Annotated in this window: 20 protein-coding genes; 10 read left to right on the top strand and 10 right to left on the bottom strand. The window is 54.9% G+C overall.

The features are described from left to right. Window positions 1–44 precede the first annotated feature (44 nt). Complete coding sequence (locus tag BW33_RS08250) at window positions 45–485, bottom strand: DUF3995 domain-containing protein (protein WP_047598255.1); 441 nt, start codon at window positions 483–485, stop codon at window positions 45–47. 94 nt (window positions 486–579) lie between these two features. On the opposite strand from BW33_RS08250, the gene BW33_RS08245 reads away from it, so the two are divergent. Together BW33_RS08245 and BW33_RS08240 are read left to right on the top strand one after the other, a co-directional pair. Beyond that, on the top strand, window positions 580–969 hold the full coding sequence (locus tag BW33_RS08245) for a DUF2946 domain-containing protein (RefSeq protein WP_047598254.1): 390 nt from the start codon (window positions 580–582) through the stop codon (window positions 967–969). A gap of 92 nt (window positions 970–1,061) precedes the next feature. After that, entirely contained in the window at window positions 1,062–3,194 is a 2,133-nt protein-coding gene (locus tag BW33_RS08240; protein ID WP_047598252.1) for a TonB-dependent receptor, read from the top strand. Window positions 3,195–3,305: 111 nt separating this feature from the next. Here BW33_RS08240 and BW33_RS08235 read toward each other — a convergent pair whose 3' ends face one another. The 3 genes from BW33_RS08235 to BW33_RS08225 form a co-directional block, all read right to left on the bottom strand. Continuing rightward, complete coding sequence (locus BW33_RS08235; protein WP_047598250.1) at window positions 3,306–4,319, bottom strand: ABC transporter substrate-binding protein; 1,014 nt, start codon at window positions 4,317–4,319, stop codon at window positions 3,306–3,308. A gap of 128 nt (window positions 4,320–4,447) precedes the next feature. Continuing rightward, complete coding sequence (locus tag BW33_RS08230) at window positions 4,448–4,645, bottom strand: hypothetical protein (RefSeq protein ID WP_047598434.1); 198 nt, start codon at window positions 4,643–4,645, stop codon at window positions 4,448–4,450. Between the two features lie 8 nt (window positions 4,646–4,653). Next, window positions 4,654–5,124, bottom strand: a complete 471-nt coding sequence (locus BW33_RS08225) for a hypothetical protein (RefSeq protein ID WP_007966910.1) — start codon at window positions 5,122–5,124, stop codon at window positions 4,654–4,656. 401 nt (window positions 5,125–5,525) lie between these two features. On the opposite strand from BW33_RS08225, the gene BW33_RS30120 reads away from it, so the two are divergent. Next, window positions 5,526–5,801, top strand: coding sequence for a hypothetical protein (locus BW33_RS30120; protein WP_081794189.1), 276 nt, complete (start codon window positions 5,526–5,528; stop codon window positions 5,799–5,801). 47 nt (window positions 5,802–5,848) lie between these two features. After that, the gene (locus BW33_RS08220) at window positions 5,849–6,085 is read left to right on the top strand and encodes a DUF2789 family protein (RefSeq protein ID WP_047598249.1); all 237 of its coding nucleotides are present in this window, start codon (window positions 5,849–5,851) and stop codon (window positions 6,083–6,085) included. Between the two features lie 6 nt (window positions 6,086–6,091). Here the strand turns inward: BW33_RS08220 and BW33_RS08215 are convergent, their stop codons facing one another. The 3 genes from BW33_RS08215 to BW33_RS08205 all read right to left on the bottom strand — a co-directional run bounded on the left by BW33_RS08215 (window position 6,092) and on the right by BW33_RS08205 (window position 8,660). Further along, window positions 6,092–6,292 carry a hypothetical protein gene (locus tag BW33_RS08215; protein ID WP_003225978.1) on the bottom strand — a complete coding sequence of 67 codons (201 nt, stop codon included), beginning with the start codon at window positions 6,290–6,292 and terminating at the stop codon, window positions 6,092–6,094. Window positions 6,293–6,404: 112 nt separating this feature from the next. Continuing rightward, window positions 6,405–7,628 carry a methyl-accepting chemotaxis protein gene (locus BW33_RS08210; RefSeq protein ID WP_442965397.1) on the bottom strand — a complete coding sequence of 408 codons (1,224 nt, stop codon included), beginning with the start codon at window positions 7,626–7,628 and terminating at the stop codon, window positions 6,405–6,407. Window positions 7,629–8,255: 627 nt separating this feature from the next. Further along, window positions 8,256–8,660: a TraR/DksA family transcriptional regulator gene (locus tag BW33_RS08205; protein WP_003225981.1), complete on the bottom strand. Its 405-nt coding sequence runs from the start codon at window positions 8,658–8,660 to the stop codon at window positions 8,256–8,258. A 571-nt stretch (window positions 8,661–9,231) separates the two neighbouring features. Between BW33_RS08205 and BW33_RS08200 the strand changes: the two genes are divergently transcribed. From BW33_RS08200 to BW33_RS29115, 4 genes are all read left to right on the top strand, one after another. Then, window positions 9,232–10,140, top strand: a complete 909-nt coding sequence (locus BW33_RS08200) for a MurR/RpiR family transcriptional regulator (RefSeq protein WP_047598244.1) — start codon at window positions 9,232–9,234, stop codon at window positions 10,138–10,140. Between the two features lie 61 nt (window positions 10,141–10,201). After that, window positions 10,202–10,807, top strand: a complete 606-nt coding sequence (locus BW33_RS08195) for a glutathione S-transferase (RefSeq protein WP_047598242.1) — start codon at window positions 10,202–10,204, stop codon at window positions 10,805–10,807. 2 nt (window positions 10,808–10,809) lie between these two features. Further along, window positions 10,810–11,916, top strand: coding sequence for a DNA alkylation repair protein (locus BW33_RS08190; protein WP_047598241.1), 1,107 nt, complete (start codon window positions 10,810–10,812; stop codon window positions 11,914–11,916). 188 nt (window positions 11,917–12,104) lie between these two features. Beyond that, a complete protein-coding gene (locus BW33_RS29115; protein ID WP_152546101.1) occupies window positions 12,105–12,596 on the top strand; it encodes a hypothetical protein in 492 nt (163 codons plus the stop codon). 455 nt (window positions 12,597–13,051) lie between these two features. Here BW33_RS29115 and BW33_RS08185 read toward each other — a convergent pair whose 3' ends face one another. Continuing rightward, window positions 13,052–13,291: a DUF2188 domain-containing protein gene (locus BW33_RS08185; RefSeq protein WP_047598240.1), complete on the bottom strand. Its 240-nt coding sequence runs from the start codon at window positions 13,289–13,291 to the stop codon at window positions 13,052–13,054. Between the two features lie 258 nt (window positions 13,292–13,549). Here BW33_RS08185 and BW33_RS08180 point away from each other — a divergent pair, with 258 nt between their 5' ends. After that, complete coding sequence (locus BW33_RS08180) at window positions 13,550–15,706, top strand: AAA family ATPase (RefSeq protein ID WP_047598239.1); 2,157 nt, start codon at window positions 13,550–13,552, stop codon at window positions 15,704–15,706. A gap of 174 nt (window positions 15,707–15,880) precedes the next feature. On the opposite strand, the gene BW33_RS08175 is transcribed toward BW33_RS08180, so the two are convergent. After that, entirely contained in the window at window positions 15,881–16,612 is a 732-nt protein-coding gene (locus tag BW33_RS08175; protein ID WP_047598238.1) for a hypothetical protein, read from the bottom strand. Between the two features lie 308 nt (window positions 16,613–16,920). On the opposite strand from BW33_RS08175, the gene BW33_RS08170 reads away from it, so the two are divergent. After that, window positions 16,921–17,442, top strand: coding sequence for a hypothetical protein (locus tag BW33_RS08170; RefSeq protein WP_047598237.1), 522 nt, complete (start codon window positions 16,921–16,923; stop codon window positions 17,440–17,442). 805 nt (window positions 17,443–18,247) lie between these two features. Here the strand turns inward: BW33_RS08170 and BW33_RS08165 are convergent. Continuing rightward, entirely contained in the window at window positions 18,248–20,023 is a 1,776-nt protein-coding gene (locus BW33_RS08165; RefSeq protein WP_047598235.1) for a hypothetical protein, read from the bottom strand. Between the last annotated feature and the right edge of the window lie 266 nt (window positions 20,024–20,289).

The following is a 20,289-nucleotide window of genomic DNA, read 5'->3' as shown; positions in this document are numbered from 1 at the left end:
GAGTGAGCCTGCTCGCGATAGCAATCTCCAGATCATCTCAAACCTCAAACCCAAGCCACCGCCAACAACCCGGCCCCCAACACCAGACACAACGGCGAATACACCCAGGTGTCCAGCCGCGCAAACCGCGAACCCTTCACTTCCTTGAAAAAACCCACCAGATTCGAATCGCCGATCGCCCGGGCAAACATCAACAGCGCAATCGCGCTGATCACCCATTGCAACGCCTTGTGATGCACCGCCGGCATGCCCCAGCCGACACGCATGCACACCAGCGCGGCGATCACCAATAACGCTGCCGCTACCAGCAAGGTAATCCAGCCTGACGGTTCGAACGCCGGTCGCACCGTCACCACCAGTCCTTGCACCGGCACTTGCGGTACCGCCGCCACCGCCGCCCATTGCCCACCCAGCGCCCAATACACGTGCACCAGGCTGATTGCCGCAAATATCGTCACCAGCCATTGAGCCAACACAAAGGTCATGGTCGAGAATCCTTTCAAGGGATTTGAACAAAACATCCTAGTTGGCATTTTTTGAAGTGCACGACCGATCAGCGGTACGGTAAAGTGCCGCCCCATGAAATTCACCCGTTCCGATCGCTCACTGCTGGCCTGGATGCTCTATTGCTGTGTCCTGTTCAACGTGTTCGCCTGCAGCATCGGTCACGGACAAATGGTCGGGATGCAGCTCAACGGCATCGGCGGCCAGTTCTGTACGGTCGATCCGGCCACTCAAGCGCCGCTGACCAGCAATCCCAGCGAAGAACAATTGCCGACCCTGTCCAAGGCATTCGGCTGCCCGCTGTGCTCGGTCGGCGGCGGCATGGGCCCCGCGTTCAACTCCAGCCTGACCCTCGCGGTTCTGCCGGAACAGCACAGCCCGCCGCTGGCGCCCATTGTCAGCGCCGACCTCCCTGCCCGCTTCACCTGGCCCTCGGCCAACCCTCGCGCCCCGCCGCTCGCCTGAGTGTCTTTGCCTTTTTGATTTTTCAGCTCACTGCGCCAACGCGCGGCGTTCGCCTGTGCGCTGATTCCCAGACAAGCATTCAGGATTCAACGATGAAACATATTCCTCTGCTGGCGAGCCTGTGCGGCTGCCTGTCCCTTAACGCCTGGGCGCAATCCACTGTCGATCTGGCGCCGATCACCATCGACGGCGAATCCACCAGCGAACCGGGCCTGAGCCTCGATCAATCCAGCGGCATGGCCTCGCGCCTCGGCCTCAGCGTACGCGACACACCTGCGTCAGTGGCCGTCGCCAACCGCAACGACATCGAACGCCACGGCGCACAGAACTTCCAGGACGCCGCCAACACCCTGCCCGGGGTCAATGCCAGCGCGCCGCCAGGCTTTGGCGGATTCGTCTCCTACCGTGGTTTCACCAGCAGCCAGATCACCCAGATGTTCAATGGCATCAACGTCTCTGGCGGCCTCGCCCGACCGGTGGATTCATGGATCTATGATCGAGTCGAACTGGTGGGCGGCCCGTCGTCGCTGATCAACGGCGCAGGCTCGGTCGGCGGCTCGTTGAACTACGTGACCAAACTGGCGACCCACAACGAACAAGCCGCCGAAGGTCGCGTCAGCTATGGCAGCTACGACACCACCGAAACCGCGTTCGGCCTCAACCACGCGCTGACCGACCCGAGTGCCGACGTGCAGCACTACGCGCGGCTCGACGTCAGTCATAACACCAGCAACGGCTACATCGACCGTCAGGAGCGCGATGCCTGGAGCGTGGCGTTCTCGTTGCTCAGCGACCTCACGCCGGATCTGTCGCACACCCTGGCCCTGGAATATCAGGACGAACACGAAGACAGCCCCTACTGGGGCACGCCGGTGCTCAACCCCAAGGCCGGCGAGTTGAAAATCGACAAACACAACCGCTTCAACAACTACAACGTCGAGGACGGGCGCTACGAACAGCGCACGATCTGGGTGCGTTCGATCATCGACTACCGGATCAACGACAGCACCACCCTGCGCAACACGCTGTATCACCTCGACAGCCAGCGCGACTACCGCAACCTCGAGACCTATCAGTACAACGCCGACAACACGGCAGTGAACCGCTCCACCGCCTATCAAGTGCGGCATCAGGGTGAGCAGAACGGCAACCAGTTCGAACTGCGCCACGACAACAGCCTGTTCGGCCTCGACACCACCTGGTCCGGCGGCTTCGAATACAAGGTCAACCAGACCACCAACTCGCCGCTGAACATCAAAGGCGCAAGCACGGTCGATCCGAACAACTACCGGCCCGGGCACTTCTACGATATTCCCGGCACCAACCCGGCGCTGATCAGCGACAAGACCAACGAGGTCACCACCAAAGCGCTGTTCGTGGAAAACCGCTTGGCACTGACCGACAAACTGGCGCTGCTCACCGGCCTGCGGTACGACGACATCGACCTCGACGTGACCAACCACCGCACGGTGACGGCCGCCAATCCGAAGCACCTCAAACGCAGTTGGGAGCCGGTCACCGGGCGCGTTGGCCTGACTTACCAGTTCATTCCATCGGCCAACGTCTACGTGCAATACAGCACCGCCGCCGAACAACCGAACGGCACGCAGGACTTCGATGTTTCAACCGGCAAACAATGGGAAATCGGCAGCAAGTTCGACTACCTGGATGGCCGTGGCTCGGCGACGGTTGCCGCCTACACCATCGAGCGCAAGGACTTCGCCGTGACTGACCCGCTGGATCCGACCAGCAGCATCCCGGTAGGTCAGCAAACCTCGAAGGGCATCGAGATCGCCAGTTCCCTGCGGATCACCGACAAGCTGATGGCCGAAGGCAATTTCGCCTGGGTCGATGCGCAGTACGACGACTTCACCGAAAAGAATGCCGCTGGCGTGGTGGTGTCGCGCAAGGGCAACACGCCGACCAACGTCCCGGATCGGGTCGGCAATCTATGGCTGACTTATGATTTTTCGCCGCAATGGCAAGGCGGGGTCGATGCGCGGTATGTGGCGTCGGTGTATGCGGACACGGCGAACACCATGACCGTGCCGTCGTACACGCTGTTCGGCAGCTTCCTCAGCTACAAGGTCGACTCGCGCACCACCGTCACCGGCCGGGTGCGCAACCTGACCAACGAGGTGTATGCCGAGTTTGCGCATGTATCGCCGGCTTACTATCTGGGTACGCCGCGTACCTTTGAATTGGCGGTGCAAACCAGGTTCTGAACTCAACCCGATGCCTTGTAGGAGCTGCCGCAGGCTGCGATCTTTTGACTTTGATTTTTTAAGATCAAGATCAAAAGATCGCAGCCTGCGGCAGCTCCTACAAGAGCAGTGTCACAAACTGGCGGATACCTTCTCCGCCACATCCTTCGGCACCCACGCCTGCCACACCTGCGGATGCGCCTTCATGAACGCTTCCGCCGCCTGGCGTGGTGCGGTGTGCTTCTCGCTCATATCAGCCAGCGCCTTGTTCAACGGCTCGATCGGGAAATCCACCTTGCTGAAGAATTCGGCAATCTGCGGATACTGTTTCTGGAACGGCGTAGACACCCCGATCGACAGCTTCGACGCCAGCGAACGGGTCGGTTTCGGATTGGGGTTATCGGCATCGGTCAGGGTCTTCCACGCCTCGGCATCGAACGGTGGCTCTTCCAGCTGCACCAGTTTGAATTTGCCCAGCAGCGGCGTCGGCGACCAGTAATAGAACAGCACCGGTTTGCCCCGACGGATCGAAGAGCTGATCTCGGCGTCCAGCGCCGCACCCGATCCACTGCGGAAATTGGTGTAATCGTCCTGCAGGCCGTAAGCGGTCAGCTTCTGTTTGTTCACCACTTCCGAAGTCCAGCCGATCGGGCTGTTGAGAAAACGACCCTTGCTCGGGTTTTCCGGATCCTTGAACACGTCCTTGTATTTCTTCAGATCACTGACACTGCGCAAGTCCGGCGCCAGCGGCTTGATACCCTTGGCCGGGTCGCCCTTGATCACATATTCCGGCACCCACCAGCCTTCAGTGGCACCCTTGACCGTATCGCCCAGGCTCGCGACCTTGCCTTCGGCTTCAGCCTTGACCCACACCGGACTGCGCCCGGCCCACTCTTCGCCAATGACCTGAATGTCATTGTTGGCCAGCGCAGTTTCCAGAGTGATGGTGGTACCCGGCAGCGTATCGGTCGGCAGGCCATAACCCTTCTCGACGATGATCCGCAGGACATCGGTGATCAGGCTGCCGCTTTCCCAGTTCAGGTCGGCAAAATGGATGGGCGTTTGCGCCGCCGTCACCGGTTGCGCCGATGTCAGCACACCGAACGTGACCACACTGGCGGCCAGTAACCGTCGAAATCCTTTCATGCTTTTGCACCTCGTGCTGTTCACAGCAATAGCAGGATGGCCTGGCAGAAGACCGCAAGCCTCTGAATACTCAGTCAACTGACTGTAGCCGAGGTTCCTGCTTTTTCCGGGGCCCCATCCCGACGAGGTTACGTTTCAGACTTTTCCTGCAAGCTTTGCAGCTCGCGTCTGACCATGCTGGCGTATTCCGCAGGCCGCAAGGTGTAGATCTGCGCTGCCACCCAATTCAGCCACGCGCCCTGCAATCCGGCTTTGGCGTTGAACAGGCGCAAGGCCTCTTCACGCGCGCGGTCGAGGTTCTGCGAATGGAAGTCGGCGCGACTCAAGCCACCGATCACTCGCTGGCCTTGAACGTGATCAGTTCGCCCTTGCGCCACTTCGCCGCTTTACCGGTAACGGCTTTCAGGGTCTTGGTCAGGCCTTCCTGCAGTTGCTGGTGCGCGGCAAACACCGTCACCACGCTGTGGCCTTCCTTGAACAGGATCGCGTGACCATCGGCGGTATCGACAAAGGCGTAGTCGCCCAGGCCGTAGACCGTCAGTTTGATTTCGCGAAAGCGGATATCCATTTTGCCGCCTTCACGGCTGGGCAGCACGGCCGCGCTGAAATGATCGCCGACCTTGAGCTTGAGCCCCGGTTTGTCATCGACCACCAATGCACTTTCGGTGTCGATCTCCGCCACGTAAATACCTTCGGCGTTCTGTTCGGTGATGTAAACAAAACGCGATTGAAACAGCTTGACCAGCTTTGCACGCAAATCACCCAACACGAACAAAGCATGCATATCGAGATTACTGACTGCCAAAGAAACATCCCCACATCTGAAAAGTACCCTGCGCCAAAACGCGCACGGCAAAAAAACGGCCAGGCCGATGCTGTTACCGAACGACTTCAGTAAACCTGAAACAAACAGAACGCCCATTCATCAAGGGTTCGCAAGACTACTGGAAAGTCAGGCGAGAAACTTGCCTCGACGTTCGCCAAACCTTGAAGGAAAAATCTTCATTGAAGCGCAACGAAGACGGACTACAAACTTTAGGGAAAAAACTGACGAAAAAAAGCCCTTTTCCGACATATCGCCGGTAAAAAATTGCTTTAGATAGGCACCTGTCGCCACCAGACACTGGCGATTCTAGAGCAGCGATGCTCCTTCCGACTACCCGAACCGACCTGTAACCGTCGGCTATCTCATGAAAAGGACTTCATATGTGCACTCTGACTCACTTTGCCCAGCCTTCCAACCCAGGCATTGACTCGCCGTTCGTGCTGCAAGGCACCCATTTGGCTGAACTTGCAGGGCACGGATCAGGTAACCAGAGACCACGATTTCAGGTAGTTCCGGCGGGAAACGCGTTCTTTCATATCAAGGAATCTTCCACCGGTCGTGTAAGAGGTTTCCGCGAAGACCACAACGAAGCGTGCGCCCTCGCCCGCTCGCTTGAATCACGGATCGAACTCTTGTCCAACGGCTGCCTCAGATAAAGAGCGAGCGACAGCGCCATTCCGGCACACGCAAAAAGGAGTACACGATGGAACTGCCTGCATATGATCTGAAAACCCTGTTCGACCAACTGGGTCTGCCGTCGGAAAACGGGGCAATCGACGATTTCATCGAGGCGCATCCGCTGGATGCCAACACCAAGTTGATCGATGCCGACTTCTGGACGCCGCAACAGGCGCAACTTCTGAAGGAATGGTTGCGCGCCGACGGCGAAGAAGCAGGGATGGTCGATGAATTGAACGTACGCCTGCACGACGGACGTTAATGCATGTCAGTGCAGGCTGTCGCCAGGCTCGGCCATCAGTTGCGCGAGCCAGGCAGCCTTGCACTCCTCCGCCTCGTCGCGACTGGCGAACGCGGTGCCGCGCCGCTCACCATTAAGCAGCACCACCCAGCACACGCTCCGGCCCATTGCGCGCAATCCGGCGGGCACGCCACTGCCAATCATCACCGCGACATCGACTCTGCACATACTGACCTCTCGATTTCATTAGCTACCTAACTAACGGCCATGTTAATGACTTCGTCGCAGAGGAAACAGCAACGCCGGTGCACAGATTCATTGCGCGAGCGGTAACAATCGATCAGTGCGGATTCTCCGGTTTATAGCCCAGGCGCAGTCCGCCCCAATGCCGGCCCTTGACCATGATCGGCACCGACAAGTCGTGCATCAGCTCCCCGGTGTCGCGGGTGTAGGTCTGCAACAACACCGCTTGTTGATGGCTGCCGCAGCGAATCCCGGTGCGGTCGGCGAACTTGCGTTTGGTGCGGTTACCCACCGCGTCCACCTGCTGGTCACCGGTCAACGGCTGACTGAACGCCAGATTGTGCGTCGGCACATAACCCTGCTGCGTGCAGGCGATGGCGAACACCAACCCCTCATGGCGCGGCAGCAACGGCTCCTGAATCGCCGGCAATACCTGATCGGTGTAGCGATCGAAACGGGTCTGAAACTTCGCCGGTTGCGTCCCGGGAATCGGTTGATATTGACGGTCGAACAAATCCTCAAGACTGATTCGCCCCTGCTCGACATCCGCCTCGAACCGCGCGGCAATCTGACTCGCGCCCTCACGCGCCAGGTCATAGACGCGCTGGTGATAGTCATCCAGACCGACTTCGGCCAGACGCTCGCTGATGGTTTCCGCCTGCCCCTCCATCTGCACAGCGGCCTCGGCCAGACGTCGGGTCTGCTGATCGCTGATCGCCAGATCACTGCGCATCTGCTCGATGGCCTTGAACAGGCTGTCGAGTTGCTCGCGATTGGTTTCCGCGCCACGAGCGATTTCACCGACCTGACTTTCCACCCCCGCTGCCAGCCGAGCGATGTTTTCCAGATGCTGGCCGGTGTTTTCAACTTGTTCGACACCGGTCTGCAGATCGCTGGACAGCTCGCGGATCTGCTCCACCACTTGCGCCGTGCGCTGCTGAATATCGGCGACCATCTCCCCGACCTCGCCGGTCGCCGAGGCCGTGCGGGCTGCCAGACCACGCACCTCATCCGCCACCACCGCAAAACCACGGCCATGCTCACCCGCCCGCGCCGCTTCAATCGCCGCGTTGAGGGCCAGCAGATTGGTCTGGCTGGCGATGGACTGAATCACCAGCGTCACCCGTTGAATGTCATCGCTGCGCAGGCTCAGGGCTTCGATCAATTCACGGCTGGCGTTGGCGCGTTGACTGAGTTGATGCATGCGCGCAATCGAATCCACCAGCTCGGTGCGCCCCGCCGCACTGCTGTGATGCGCCTCGCTGGCGGCGTCCAGCGCTTCACGACTGAGCTGCGAAGTGGCATGTTCAGTGGCAATCATCACTTCGGCGTTGCTGACAATCTGCGCCGCCGCGTCGAGTTGCGATTCGAGTTTGCTCGCCAGTTGCTGGACGGAAAACGCCACACCAGCGGCTGACAGCGCGTTATGACTGGTGGTGTAGGAAAGATCGCGAGTGAGTTCGGAAATCGCGCTGCCGGCATCGACAGGCGCAACATCGGGGATGGCCCGCGAGCGCAGGCGCGGCAGCCAGACAATCAGCACCGCCAGCGGCAGGCCGATGTACAGCGACCATCCACCCAGCGTCATGCCGGCGAGCAACAGCATCAGGGCGATGCTTTGCAGGGTCGGAGCGATCCAGCGGTTTTTCGGCAATAGCACTGGTGCGGGCAAAGCCCCAACCAGAGATCCATCTCTCGTCATATCAACACCCCACGCTTGTTCTCATTGTTGTGACTGCATTAAACGCCACTAGAACGCCATTATCCATGGTTCGTTAGTCGTGGAGTCTGCAGCAGGTCAATGGAACCACTCGGGATAGTGCAGACGAGCAAAAGCAAAGATCGCAGCCTTCGGCAGCTCCTACATGGGTTTACGTGAACCACTGTAGGAGCTGCCGAACGCTGCGATCTTTTGCAGGCGCCCCCCATTCAGGGGGCAGCCATGGAATCAGGCCTGACGCTGGTGCTTGTCGATCTGCTCGTGACGCTCTTGAGCTTCGATGCAGTACTTGGTGGTCGGGCTGATCAGCAGGCGTTTCAGGCCGATGGCCTCGCCGCTGTCGTCGCACCAGCCAAAGCTGTCTTCCTTGATGCGCTCAAGGGCTTGTTCCAGTTGCGGCAGCATGCGCTGGTCGCGATCGATCGCGTTCACCAGCCAGGTGCGCTCTTCTTCAACCGAAGCCGCGTCCGCCGGGTCGGCCGGAGTGTCCAGGCTTTCGATGGCGATACGGTTTTGCTCAATGCGCTCGTGGGTTTCGACTTTCATGTTCTGCAACAGCTCAGTGAAGAAAGCGTGTTGCTCGGCATTCATGTAGTCATCTGCCGGCATGGCCAGCAACTTGTCCTTTGTCATTGATATCTCTATAAAAAAACGTGCATTAAGGCGAAATAGGGAGCGTTCCGGCGAACCGTGTCCGGTCGACGAAAAGGCATCGTTTATTGCAAACGCCACCCGGCACTCAATTTACGAAGGGGCGGCAGTCTAAGGCCCGTTTGAGGCCTCAGCAACTGTAAATACCGGGAATTTGTCTGACAACAGCCGTAAACAGCTCTGACACAGGCGTCATGGCGGTCATCGGAGTGCGTTTATAGCAAGAAATTCAGTCGAGCGGCTGTATATAGAAGACAAACGGCTAACCGAGCGGCAGTTGGTCGCATTTTTTTCAGCCATGCCGCCCGCGCAGTGCATCGTTTCAGCTGCGCAGGCGCCGAAAATCTCCCCTGCCAACTGCCCGCACCCCGCCTATCATCAGGCACACCGCAAATAACTGTGGCGAGGGAGCTCGCTCCCGCTGGGTCGCGAAGCGGCCCTTGCTCTTCAACTTTCAAAAGCAGTGGGCCTGCTGCGCAGTCCAGCGGGACGGTGCGACGATTCGACAAGCTCCCTCGCCACAGTGTGATTTGATCAGCCTAAAGGAAGACTTATGCCCCGCCCCGATCTGCCGGCCAACGACGAGCGTCCCCTCGCCAGCCCCCCGATCAATGCCGAGCGTCTGCTGCAACTGATCACCGATGAATACGACACCCTGCCGCGCCAACTCAAGCGTATCGCCAGTTACATGAGCCAGCAAAGCGACCGGATCATGGTCGATCGCATCAGCGACATCGCCCGGGAATGCGAGGTGCATCCGTCCGCCATCGTGCGTTTCTCGCAGCGCTTCGGCTTCAGCGGCTTCAGCGAGATGCAGGCGCTGTTCCGCGCCGCCTACACCCACAAAGCCTCGCCGATACACAACTACCAGCAGCGCATCCGCAGCATGATCGCCAACCAGTCGCAGCAAGTCAGCGACGGCGACCTCGCCCGCGAATGCATCGACGCCACCCGCTCCGGCATCGAACGCCTGGGCCGCGAACTCGACGACGTCGCGTTTGAAAAAGCCGTCGACCTGATCGTCAACGCCGACAACATCTATGTCGTCGGCGTACGCCGCTCCTTCGCCGTCGCCGACTACCTCGTTTACAACTTGCAACACACTCACAAGCGGATTCACCTGATTTCCGGACTGGGCGGCAGTTATCGCGAGCAGATGCGCAGCGTGCGTAGCGGTGATTTGGTCATCGCGATCAGCTTCACCCCCTACGCCAAGGAAACCCAACACTGCCTGCGCTACGCCCGCCAGCAACAGGCCAACACCCTGATTCTCACCGACAGCCACCTTTCGCCCTTGGCTAAAAACGCCAACAGCCTGCTGCTGATGAATGAAGGCAGCGCATTGGCGTTTCGTTCGTTGAGCGCGACCTTGTGTTTGTGTCAGGCGTTGTTCGTGGCGGTGGCGTATCGACTGGAATTGAATGTGGACGAGATTCACGAACAAGCCGGTTTTGACGACTGACATTTGCCTCAGGCTCGGCTAGGTTATGCCTTCCCACCGGTTCGACTTGAAGGAACGCGTCATGAAACTGATCGGCATGCTGGACTCCCCTTACGTGCGCCGCGTGGCGATCTCCGCTAAACGCCTCGGCATCGACCTCGAACATGAATCGGTCTCGGTGTTCCGTCACTTCGAGCAATTCCAGCAGATCAACCCGGTGGTCAAGGCGCCCACGCTGATCCTCGATGACGGCGTGGTCCTGATGGACTCCACCCTCATCCTCGACTACCTCGAAGCCGCCAGCGGCAAAAGCCTGCTGCCGAGCGACCTCAAACAACGCGCCCACGCTCTGCGCCTGATCGGCCTCAGCCTCGCCGCCTGCGAAAAAGCCGTGCAGCTCTACTACGAACGCAACCTGCGCCCGGCCGACATTCAATACCAGCCATGGGTCGAACGCGTCGAAGGGCAACTCGCCGCTGCGTTCACCGCCCTCGAACAGGAACTGGAAAAAAACGGCCTGCCCACCGACGGCACCCTGACCCAGGCCGGCATCAGCCTCGCCGTCGCCTGGAGCTTCACCGACCTCGTCGTCCCCGACCAGATCGACAACCGCCGCTACCCGCACATCGCCCAATACACCGCGTACGCCGAAACCCTCGAAGCGTTCGTCAGCACCCCGATGACCTGACCATGAGCACCACCGACACCGCCGCCCCGGCGTTAAAGGAAATCTTCAACGCCGAACGCCTGCAACACATCGCCAGCGAAATGAGCGCCGTGTACCCGGCGTTCAAGGCCAAGGCGTTTCTCAAGCACGCCAACCAAGGGCTGGCCGAACTCTCTGTGATGCAACGCATGGCCCGCGTCAGCGAAAGCCTGCACGCCGTGCTGCCACTGGACTACGAAGATTCCCTCGAAGTCCTGCGCGAACTCGCCCCCCGCCTCAACAGCGGATTCGTCAGCATGTGCCTGCCGCACTACGTCGCCAGCTACGGCAGCCACGCCTTCGATACCTCGATGCAAGCACTGAAATACTTCACCACCTTCGGCTCCTCCGAATTCGCCATCCGCCACTTCCTGCGCAGCGACCTCGAACGCTCGCTGGAACTCATGCACGACTGGACCCAAGACGAAAACCACCACGTCCGCCGCCTCGCCAGCGAAGGCACCCGCCCCCGCCTGCCTTGGTCATTTCGCTTGGAAGCCGTGCAAGCCAACCCGCAACTGGCCGCCGGCATCCTCGACCGGTTGAAAGCCGACGAGAGTTTGTACGTACGCAAGTCCGTGGCGAACCATCTGAATGACGTGACAAAAGAGCATCCGGAGTGGGTGCTGAACACGATTGAAGGCTGGCCACTGGAGAACAAACACACGGCGTGGATTGCCAAGCATGCGCTGCGCAGCTTGATCAAACAGGGAGATCTGCGCGCGCTGACGGTGATTGGCGCGGGGGCCAAGGCAGAGGTTGAGTTGCTGGATGTGCGGGTTGAGCCAGCGGTGGTGAGGTTGGGTGAGGCGATTGCGTTGTCGTTTACGGTGAAGTCGACGGTGGCGCATGAACAGCGGTTGGTGATTGATTATGCGATTGACTATGTGAAGGCGAACGGCGGGGTTTCGGGGAAGGTTTTCAAGTTGAAGACGGTGGTGTTGGCGGGATTTGGGGAGGTGGTTGTGGGGAGGCGGCAGGTGATTAAGGATTTTACGACGCGGAAGCATTTTTTGGGGCGGCATGGGGTTAGGGTTTTGGTGAATGGGGAGGTTTTGGGGAGTGCTGCGTTTGAGATCGTTGCTGATTGATACCGGTAATAGATTCCGTTGATCTGGCGGGACTCGGGCTGATAGGGAATTACGGGTGGGGCTGCTTTCGGCCAATACCTGCCGGTCGTGGCTAAACGCGTTAGGGATGCGGTAGCATCCACCCACAGAGGCCGAATTCGAAATTTAAATATTAATCAAATAGCGCTTTTAAAAATGTAGGAGGATCAATGGAAAGGGAACTACCGACAGGTTTTGTCGATTTTGCCGTTAGTACAGGTTTCTTAGCGGCGAACCATTGGTCGAAAGCATCAATTGAATCTTTCCAACGCAGTTGGGAGGAAATATTGGTTCAGAAAAATAATGGGCAAGCCGTAATGTTGCCGATCTTTAGTCTTTTGTATCGAATGAACATTGAGGACGATGCTTTCCTGGTACATGAAAATTTTGAGGGGGCCAGTCGATTAAGGTCAGTTCATGATCAAAGCATACGGATTCTTGAGCTTTATCCTCAAATTTCAGAAGGTACCAATACACCTAAAGAGCCCGCTCGCAGGCCTGTACAAATTGGACTTGGATTGACAAGCTCCTACAAGCATAAAAACATCAACAGGCTAAGCGTTAAACTTGACGAGCATACTGTAGCAAAGCCAAAAGCTTACAGGCATATCTTGTATACAGCCGGATGGTCGGTGCGTGGAGCTTTTGACGAAGAATATTAATCGCTGAACTACATTTTTCCTCTCCCGGGTGGATCCAGAGAAACCTAGAGAGCAGTTAGGGCGCAAGCCTTAACAGTCAAGATAGGTTGTGCACCTTAAGATTAAGGCGCTCTGGAACGCCTTCATGTCAAACTACTCGTTCGGGCTCATCAATGCTTTTCAATAAGGCATTATATTGGATAGCATCAGAAGCATATATTTTGTCTAATACATAGTTCGCCACTTTCGGCTCCGGGTTAGAGGCGGACTCCATGGGGAAGGAACTACGATTCAGCATACTCGTTTGGCGAAGTGATTTAGCGCACATTGGCTCGCGTTGAGTTAAGACCCCAAGTGTTTCCTCAGGCTTCTGATTATTCAGCCTATCTGCACACAGGGCAGATCATGGCACCTATGGGCGATACGCAATGAAAGCCACATTGTCCTGAAATGACAGTAGCGAGAATGGCAGCCGGTCAGCCTTTAATGTCACGGGGATCATTGCCTGGCTTGATCGTGTCCTTCGCTCTGAATTGTCCATCTCGCCCTTTGGTGGTCATTTCACCTCCACCTTGGTTCTGAAGCATTTCTCGGGCCACCTTTTGCGCTTCGGCCTGAGTGTCGTGGACGCTTGAGGCTCGGTCAGAATCGTTGCGCTTGTTTTCCCACCTTCCATCCGGACGTTGGGAAATGGTGCGGTCTTGGGGTTTGCTCATGGTGCAGCTCCTTTGACGGGGTATATTTATATAGATCAGGAACTGGACTTTTGCCTGCCGGGATTTCGATAAAGGGCTTTCGTACCGGATACATAGAAGGGATAGCTGTGTAATCAACTCCACGGGGTGCCCGCAGGTCACCCGAAATGCATTGACCGACTCTCTCGGCGTCTGTGTGGCAGGTGCCTGCCAGCTCGCCTATGCTACTTCTCGCCAACAGAGATGGCGCAAAGCCACATAGCATTCAGGAGTGTCGTAATGATCACGGAATTGAATATTGATGGCGTTACCAGCTACAAATCCAAATCGACTCTGTCCCCCACCAGCAAGACGTCGCTGATCTACGGTTTAAACGGTGCTGGAAAGAGCACCATTTCCGAATATTTGTACAACCCGACGGCGCCTCGGTTTGCTAAATGCAGTATGAAAATCAGCCAGCCCTGCGAAATTTTGGTGTACAACCAAAGCTTCCTTAATGATTATTTTTACGAAGAAGATAATTTAAAAGGAATCTTCACGCTCTCCAAAGAGAACAAGGTCGCACTTCAGCAAATTGAAGCCGAAACGAACGAGTTAGAGAAGCACCTGTCCGCCCAGCAAGAAAATTCAAAACTTGCTGCAGACAACGCCACCAAGCTCGGGCAGGAAAAGACCAAGGCGAGCGGCAAGGTCTGGGAGATTAAGACAAGCTTCTCGGGCGGTGACCGCGTTCTGGAATTTTGTTTGGAGAACCTCAAACGCACGGAACTGCTTTTTCAGCACATTGTTGGGTTGCCTTTGCCGGACACTGCGCCTGAGTACACGGTTGATGATTTGAAGGCCGAAACCTCGTCAATTGAAGGAGAAGGCGCAGCTCCGTTCATGAAGATTCCGACGCTTACCGCTGGCTGGCTGAGCATTGAGGCGGACCCACTCTGGTCCAAAGTAATCGTCGGCAGCCAGGAAGGTTCAGTCGCAGAGTTCATTGCCAAGGCGGGTAACTCCGATTGGGTCAAGCAAGGGCTCCAGTACCTCTCTGATGGGAAAGACCCTCAAGCCTGTCCATTTTGCCAACAAGACACGATCACCAAAAATATCATTGAATCCATACGCCAAGTCTTCAATGAGGCATATGAACAGGATGTTAAGCAGCTGGAGTCCATCAAAACCAGCTATGAAACTCTGACCTCCGGCCTCAGCCTCCAAGGTGTTACAAACTCCCCACTTGCCAGTAAAGAACTCATAGATGCATGGAATATTGCTAGTGAGGCACTGAAGGCATTAATACGCGAAAATACTTTGCTCATCAGCAACAAAATTAAAAGCCCAAGTACGCCAGTTAGCCTCGCAGATACTGAATCCGTCGTTGAAGTGCTCAACGAGCTGACCAGCGGTTTGAACCAGCTGATAGATACGCATAATGACAAAGTGGCGAATAAGAAAAAGACGAGAGACGATATTAAAACCCGGTTCTGGGCTTTGATGCGATGGGATTATGATCAGACAATTTCCGCCTATGTGCAGTCAGCTTCAGATTTCGAAAATGAGTCTAAGAAAATCAATGAGGAGGCCAAGAAGATAAGCGATGCTGTCAATGCCTCTAATGGAAAGATTGCAGTTCTCAGAAAGCAAACGGTCAATATCGAAGAGTCAATTGAGAATATTAACTCGGGCCTAGTGGAAATCGGCATTGATGGCTTCTCGGTGGTTCCCCATGGGGAGAACTTCTACCGGGTTGCCAGGACCACTGATCAAGAAAATGCATTTCATTCGCTGAGTGAGGGTGAGAAAACTGTTATTAGTTTTCTCTACTTTATCGAGCTTTGCAAAGGGCAGAAAACAGCGACTGCGGTGCCCCAAGCTAAAGTGGTGGTGATCGACGATCCTATCTCTAGTCTTTCTCACCTTTATGTATTCAATATAGGTCAGCTGATCAAAAAATATTTCATCAATGATGCGCTCTACAAACAGCTCATTGTGTTGACCCACAGTTTGTATTTTTTCTATGAACTTACGATAACCAACCACAAAACGCGCGGGGAGACTCAGCACCTGTACCGAGTGTTGAAAAACGCAAATGGTAGCGCTGTGGTTTCGATGAGATACGAAGAGATTCAGAATGACTACCAGTCCTACTGGTCCATCATAAAGGATCAGGCTTCGCCGCCTGCGCTAATTGCCAACTGCATGCGGAATATCGTTGAGTATTTTTTTAATTTTGTTCAGAAAAAAGATTTCAATAACGTATTCCAAACACCTGCGCTATCGACGGACAAATTCATTACCTTCTATCGCTATATGAACCGAGAGTCGCACTCCTTGGGTCAGAATATTTTTGATATAAAGGAGTTTGATCACGGCGTGTTCAAGGAGGGACTGAAGTTGATTTTCGAGGGATGTGGGTATTCTGAACATTATCATGCCATGAGTAAATGACATTCTCTGGCATGTGACCGGCAGATATCGAGAGGGTCTCTGAAATCTTGTGTTCGGGCATAGTGAAAAAGGGGACTGATTTATTTCTCATAAAATAAATCAGTCCCCTTTTCTCCAGTTAAAGATTGGCAATTTTCGACCGAAGAACATCCGGCGTTACCGACAGAGCGTCTGCTAACGTTGGGCCATCTCGATCAATTGCACCTGATAGCGATAGCGCGCCGCTATGTGTCTGATCATGACGGCGCCAAGCGAAAGACCGACAACCCCCGCGCCAATCATCATTAACGCCATGTTGGGAAAGTTTTGGAAACTCATTCCGGAGCTTATTGTGCTCCCTATCCAGCTAAGCCCGCCGGCCTTACCTCCAAACTCTTTTGAAAAAAAATAACCGGACGCGAGCAAGCCCAGCACTGCGCTTTTGTCTCCGAAAAAGTGAGCAACCCGAGACTCAATACGTTTGATCTTTAACTCAAGCCAGCATTTGGCATCGAGAAGCGCATCATTGTTGTGATTGGACAAAATATAAACCATAGCTTGTTCGTGCTTGATGTCATCCAGCAGGTTTTGAAGCGAAATATCCTTCCACCGAAACAATATGACGCCGGTTGCCAAGATTGGTATCAATAATGCCATGATCGCCAGCACGCATGAGAGAGTCACGATTACCAATGCGATGAGCTTAACCCATTCAGAGAGCCAGCCTCCCAAGTGTGCCCATGCTGCCAATGCCCACGCCGGTATCATCAACACTACAGCAATCCCCATACTCCAGTTGGAAATATGCTCAGCTCTGGATTCGAGTCCGGTGCGCCGCTCGGCAGCCGATCTAGGTTTGCACCGACTAAGTTCTGTGAGGACGTCAAGCGTTTCCTGTATATGACTATTCTTATATGACGCATTCATACATGAAGCTTCCTTAAGGCGTAGCGTGATGGAAATTTAATACCTGAACATCGTTCTATTGCGATAATCATCGGTTGCTTCGGGTATGGTTGATAGTGCCATTCCAGCTCAAGGACGTGAACTCGGAATTTCCCAATCAGGCCTTCTAATTGCTAGCAATCGCCCGACGCTTCGCCGGCAGGATCCAAACACTAATTTCTGAATTTTATTGCAACGGACTGTCCACTACTGTCCGTTATCGGCCAGAAGCGGACGTAACGGCGCCTGTGTAGTATTTGCTTCTCTTTCGACCTGTATAGAGGTGCCCGATGTCTAGCCGACACTCCCCATCCCCTACGAGAGCCGTCCTGGATCTGCAAAACGCACGTTCACTTTTGGGAAAGCGGCTGGGTGCGCTGCTGCACGACCAGTACTATTTCAACGACGAGAAGGATCTGGGAGACATAGGTTCTCTAGAGTGGCGTTTTGGCGAGCGAGAACTTCTATCCATGTATCTCTTGAGTGATGGTGCAAGTGTAGGCGCGGACTTCTTGCCCTCTGATACGCCGGCTTCCTTCGAGATAGAGCCGAACGTGACATGCTCCTGGAAAACGGAAAATCTGCTTGCAGGTCTATCAGCAACCCACCTCGAGAACACAAAAATTTGCGCAGTTGAGGGAATTCTTGACTCTTTCAACGGGCAAGAGCCTTTGCTCGCCGGATTCAGAGTTACGTTCGAGACCGGTGACTCATTGATCTATCTTAACCAGGGCGACAATGCCGTAGTTTTTATTAATGCGCTACCGCCAGTAAGTGTAGGCCTCGAAACCCGCTTCGTTACCTCAGTTTAATCACAGCTATGAGTCGGATGCAGTCCTTCATGACAGGCAGAAATCGGCCACAAGCTGACATTCTCACAGTATCTTGATAGACGTCCTTGAGGCCTGAGAGGCTCTCTGAAATTGGGGACGACTCAATGCAACTCCACCCTAGGGCCGCGCTGTACTCGTCCTCTTAACTACCTGCCCAGAAGTCTGCTTGAGGTAAGGACTAAATAGTATTGCTGCCCTCAACGAATGTGCCGCCTACATGCAACTGCTCAATTATTTTGAGAGCCAAGAGGCCATAGACTACTTCAGGCTTGGTGTCATTTCGAGCGTACCGGATGTGGGTAACGACATGTGAGGTGCCAAAGCGTCGATTCGCCTCCGATGTTCCTTCGAGTACGCTTGCAACGATATCAGCCTCAACTAATGGTTCGTGATTACATGCTCCCTGCGGCGGGAGATACTCACAGATCGGCTCATGCTGCTCACCAACTCCTAGGCGCAGTTGCAGGAGATTATGCCGAGGCCCAGTAACACGTGAAGCGGCAAGGTACTCTCCGTGGCGGACGAAATGCATGGGATGTGGCTCTACTGTTTGGTTAAAGGGTGCACTCTAGCCCATCTTAGAGACTCAATCATGCCCGTCGAGTGGAGCAGCTTGTTGGCAATAGTGGCAACCACTCTGAAGGAATGCCTGTCGTTCTTTTACAGTACTGAATCGGTCCTTCTTCCGTAGACGCTTCAAAGGACCGCTTTTGGCCGATTGCTGTCTGTCGCGTGGGTTGCAATCGGACATTAGCGGACGCTCACAAGCGACCGCTACCGGCAATCATTGATACTCATCCGAGTCATCAGTCTCGCCGAACAAGAATTTCCCTGCGTACCAAATCGATCTTCCAACGTTGTGGATGAGTTGCTCTCCTTGTCGCAAGGGCGAGTGCCGTTCATCGATGCCCGCGAGCTTGATCGCGTCGGTGACCTTTGATCCAGTAGGGTGGGCATCTCCCACTCGCATATCATAAGCACCGACAATCTCAGCAAATACTCGCCTCGCTTTTTCGTCTCCAATTTTCTCAGCCAAAATACTTTGGAGTAGTTTGTTTGAGCCGAGCTTGGCTTTCTCTTGATGCGTAGAAAGCTTGCGTAGCTCGGCTATGTTGAGCCTGTCCGAGAATACGCGAACGATGTCCTTGGCTAACCTGAGTAGGGACGCCCGGTCTTTACTTGCAAATCTGGATATCTGCTGACCTGCTTCGGAGTCATCAATATCATGGGTGAATAGAGATATTTTGTATTTATGTCTGAAGCCGTCTTCCAAAAGCTTCATGCTTCCAAAGAACATTTCTTCAACCGCAAAAGTGGATGCCGGTTTAGCCCTCACCTGCGATTCGAGCAGCTCACTTGAAACCTTTCCTTCAGGAGCTACGTTATGCGCCGCCCAAACATGCTGCTCCCATGCGGCAAGTCGTGCGATGTCATAAGCATATACGGTGATGAGATCCGAGCTATTTATGCCGAAATGAGTTTTATATCCTGACGTGGAGTGAATAGCGCCAGTTTCAGCCGTGTACCATGCCAACTTAAATCCCCGGCTATTCAGAAGCTCATTTATAACGCTGGGCCGAAACCATAGCCAGCGGCCAATATCCTCGTTGTCAAGCTCTGCTGATCTCATTCGCGCTCCATCGGTTTCTACGATGAAATGCGGGAGGTTCGGATCTGTATCTCCACGGACGCGTAAGCTTTTTGATTGGTGATCAATCCATTCCTCACGCCAAAACTCCCCCTCTACCCGCACACCTGTATAGCCTCCACGATGTCCGTTTGAACTCTCATGGTCAGTGTTCGAATCATTCTCAGGGCCCATCACAGGAGCATCTTCGTCCCCATCTACGTCCGTTCGCCAAGCTCGAAACATCGCCCAGCTTCCGCCAAACACGTCATCAAGCTTACGAACGATTAGGGTGAATTTTCCGTTATCTCTTTCCTTATTGTGAGGCTGCAAATTTGAATATGCGCTGTCCTCGAATACGCGGACGTTTTCTACCCGCTGGCGGTAGTATGCTAGGCGCAGCGACAAATTTCTGGCCGCCAGATAGTCTAATAAAAATTCTCTTTTTATTTCTATCTGACGATATTCGCCATCTTCACTCACTGTCTCGCGAGCTACCACAACGAAGTTTTCTTCAGGTCTGACCCAGTCGTCCCCCTCTTTTACCAAGTGCAGCGCGACTACTAGATCAGGGCTCAGTATCCATTTTCTGCCACCGACAACAGGTTGCGGGTGTTCGTAAATTAGATTGACACCTATTGGCTCTTTATCATTGTATTGATATTGATCAATTGACGCATAATATCCATCTTCGTACGCATAGGGCTCGACCGTGTGCCCGATGCCTATATCGCTCCATCCAAGACGTTTCTCAACCAGCTGGCGATGCTCTGGCGGGAATGCGACGGAGCCACAGCCGAAATATTCGCTGACATGGCCTACCTCTTTTATATCCCCTTTTTTGTTCTCAACTGACGCTCTCAAAGGAACCCACGCCGCGTTAGAAAATACCCTGCGGGTTTCCTTGGTCTGGAGAATCCACTCTTCGCTCATCGTCGAATATCCGCTATTCATGAAATTATGCTGGGATTAGTCAGTGGCCTGTGCTTGGGCCCCTCGACAGGATGGTTTGCGCGAGCTTGCAGATCAAGTAGGCCATCTCTGGATGTAGCAAATATCAATGATGATTTGCCCTTGATTTTGTAATCACTCGATGACTGCTTTTGGCTGTGGATTCAACGGGTCGATGCAACACAACTAAATTCTGTGTAAGCAGAAGGAGTGTTGCAGATGAAGCAGAGACCTCGGATCTATTACAC

This window comes from Pseudomonas sp. RIT288 (genome assembly GCF_000631985.1).
In the GTDB taxonomy this organism is placed as follows: Bacteria; Pseudomonadota; Gammaproteobacteria; order Pseudomonadales; family Pseudomonadaceae; genus Aquipseudomonas.
Note: the sequence above shows the minus strand (reverse complement) of the source record. Positions and strands in the feature narration are given on the sequence as shown.

What these genes read in the sequence shown, in the direction of transcription:
- BW33_RS08250 (WP_047598255.1), bottom strand. Translation starts at nt 485, where the DNA reads ATGACCTTTGTGTTGGCTCAATGGCTGGTGACGATATTTGCGGCAATC.
- BW33_RS08245 (WP_047598254.1), top strand. Translation starts at nt 580, where the DNA reads ATGAAATTCACCCGTTCCGATCGCTCACTGCTGGCCTGGATGCTCTAT.
- BW33_RS08240 (WP_047598252.1), top strand. Translation starts at nt 1,062, where the DNA reads ATGAAACATATTCCTCTGCTGGCGAGCCTGTGCGGCTGCCTGTCCCTT.
- BW33_RS08235 (WP_047598250.1), bottom strand. Translation starts at nt 4,319, where the DNA reads ATGAAAGGATTTCGACGGTTACTGGCCGCCAGTGTGGTCACGTTCGGT.
- BW33_RS30120 (WP_081794189.1), top strand. Translation starts at nt 5,526, where the DNA reads ATGTGCACTCTGACTCACTTTGCCCAGCCTTCCAACCCAGGCATTGAC.
- BW33_RS08220 (WP_047598249.1), top strand. Translation starts at nt 5,849, where the DNA reads ATGGAACTGCCTGCATATGATCTGAAAACCCTGTTCGACCAACTGGGT.
- BW33_RS08215 (WP_003225978.1), bottom strand. Translation starts at nt 6,292, where the DNA reads ATGTGCAGAGTCGATGTCGCGGTGATGATTGGCAGTGGCGTGCCCGCC.
- BW33_RS08210 (WP_442965397.1), bottom strand. Translation starts at nt 7,628, where the DNA reads ATGATTGCCACTGAACATGCCACTTCGCAGCTCAGTCGTGAAGCGCTG.
- BW33_RS08205 (WP_003225981.1), bottom strand. Translation starts at nt 8,660, where the DNA reads ATGACAAAGGACAAGTTGCTGGCCATGCCGGCAGATGACTACATGAAT.
- BW33_RS08200 (WP_047598244.1), top strand. Translation starts at nt 9,232, where the DNA reads ATGCCCCGCCCCGATCTGCCGGCCAACGACGAGCGTCCCCTCGCCAGC.
- BW33_RS08195 (WP_047598242.1), top strand. Translation starts at nt 10,202, where the DNA reads ATGAAACTGATCGGCATGCTGGACTCCCCTTACGTGCGCCGCGTGGCG.
- BW33_RS08190 (WP_047598241.1), top strand. Translation starts at nt 10,810, where the DNA reads ATGAGCACCACCGACACCGCCGCCCCGGCGTTAAAGGAAATCTTCAAC.
- BW33_RS29115 (WP_152546101.1), top strand. Translation starts at nt 12,105, where the DNA reads ATGGAAAGGGAACTACCGACAGGTTTTGTCGATTTTGCCGTTAGTACA.
- BW33_RS08185 (WP_047598240.1), bottom strand. Translation starts at nt 13,291, where the DNA reads ATGAGCAAACCCCAAGACCGCACCATTTCCCAACGTCCGGATGGAAGG.
- BW33_RS08180 (WP_047598239.1), top strand. Translation starts at nt 13,550, where the DNA reads ATGATCACGGAATTGAATATTGATGGCGTTACCAGCTACAAATCCAAA.
- BW33_RS08175 (WP_047598238.1), bottom strand. Translation starts at nt 16,612, where the DNA reads ATGAATGCGTCATATAAGAATAGTCATATACAGGAAACGCTTGACGTC.
- BW33_RS08170 (WP_047598237.1), top strand. Translation starts at nt 16,921, where the DNA reads ATGTCTAGCCGACACTCCCCATCCCCTACGAGAGCCGTCCTGGATCTG.
- BW33_RS08165 (WP_047598235.1), bottom strand. Translation starts at nt 20,023, where the DNA reads ATGAGCGAAGAGTGGATTCTCCAGACCAAGGAAACCCGCAGGGTATTT.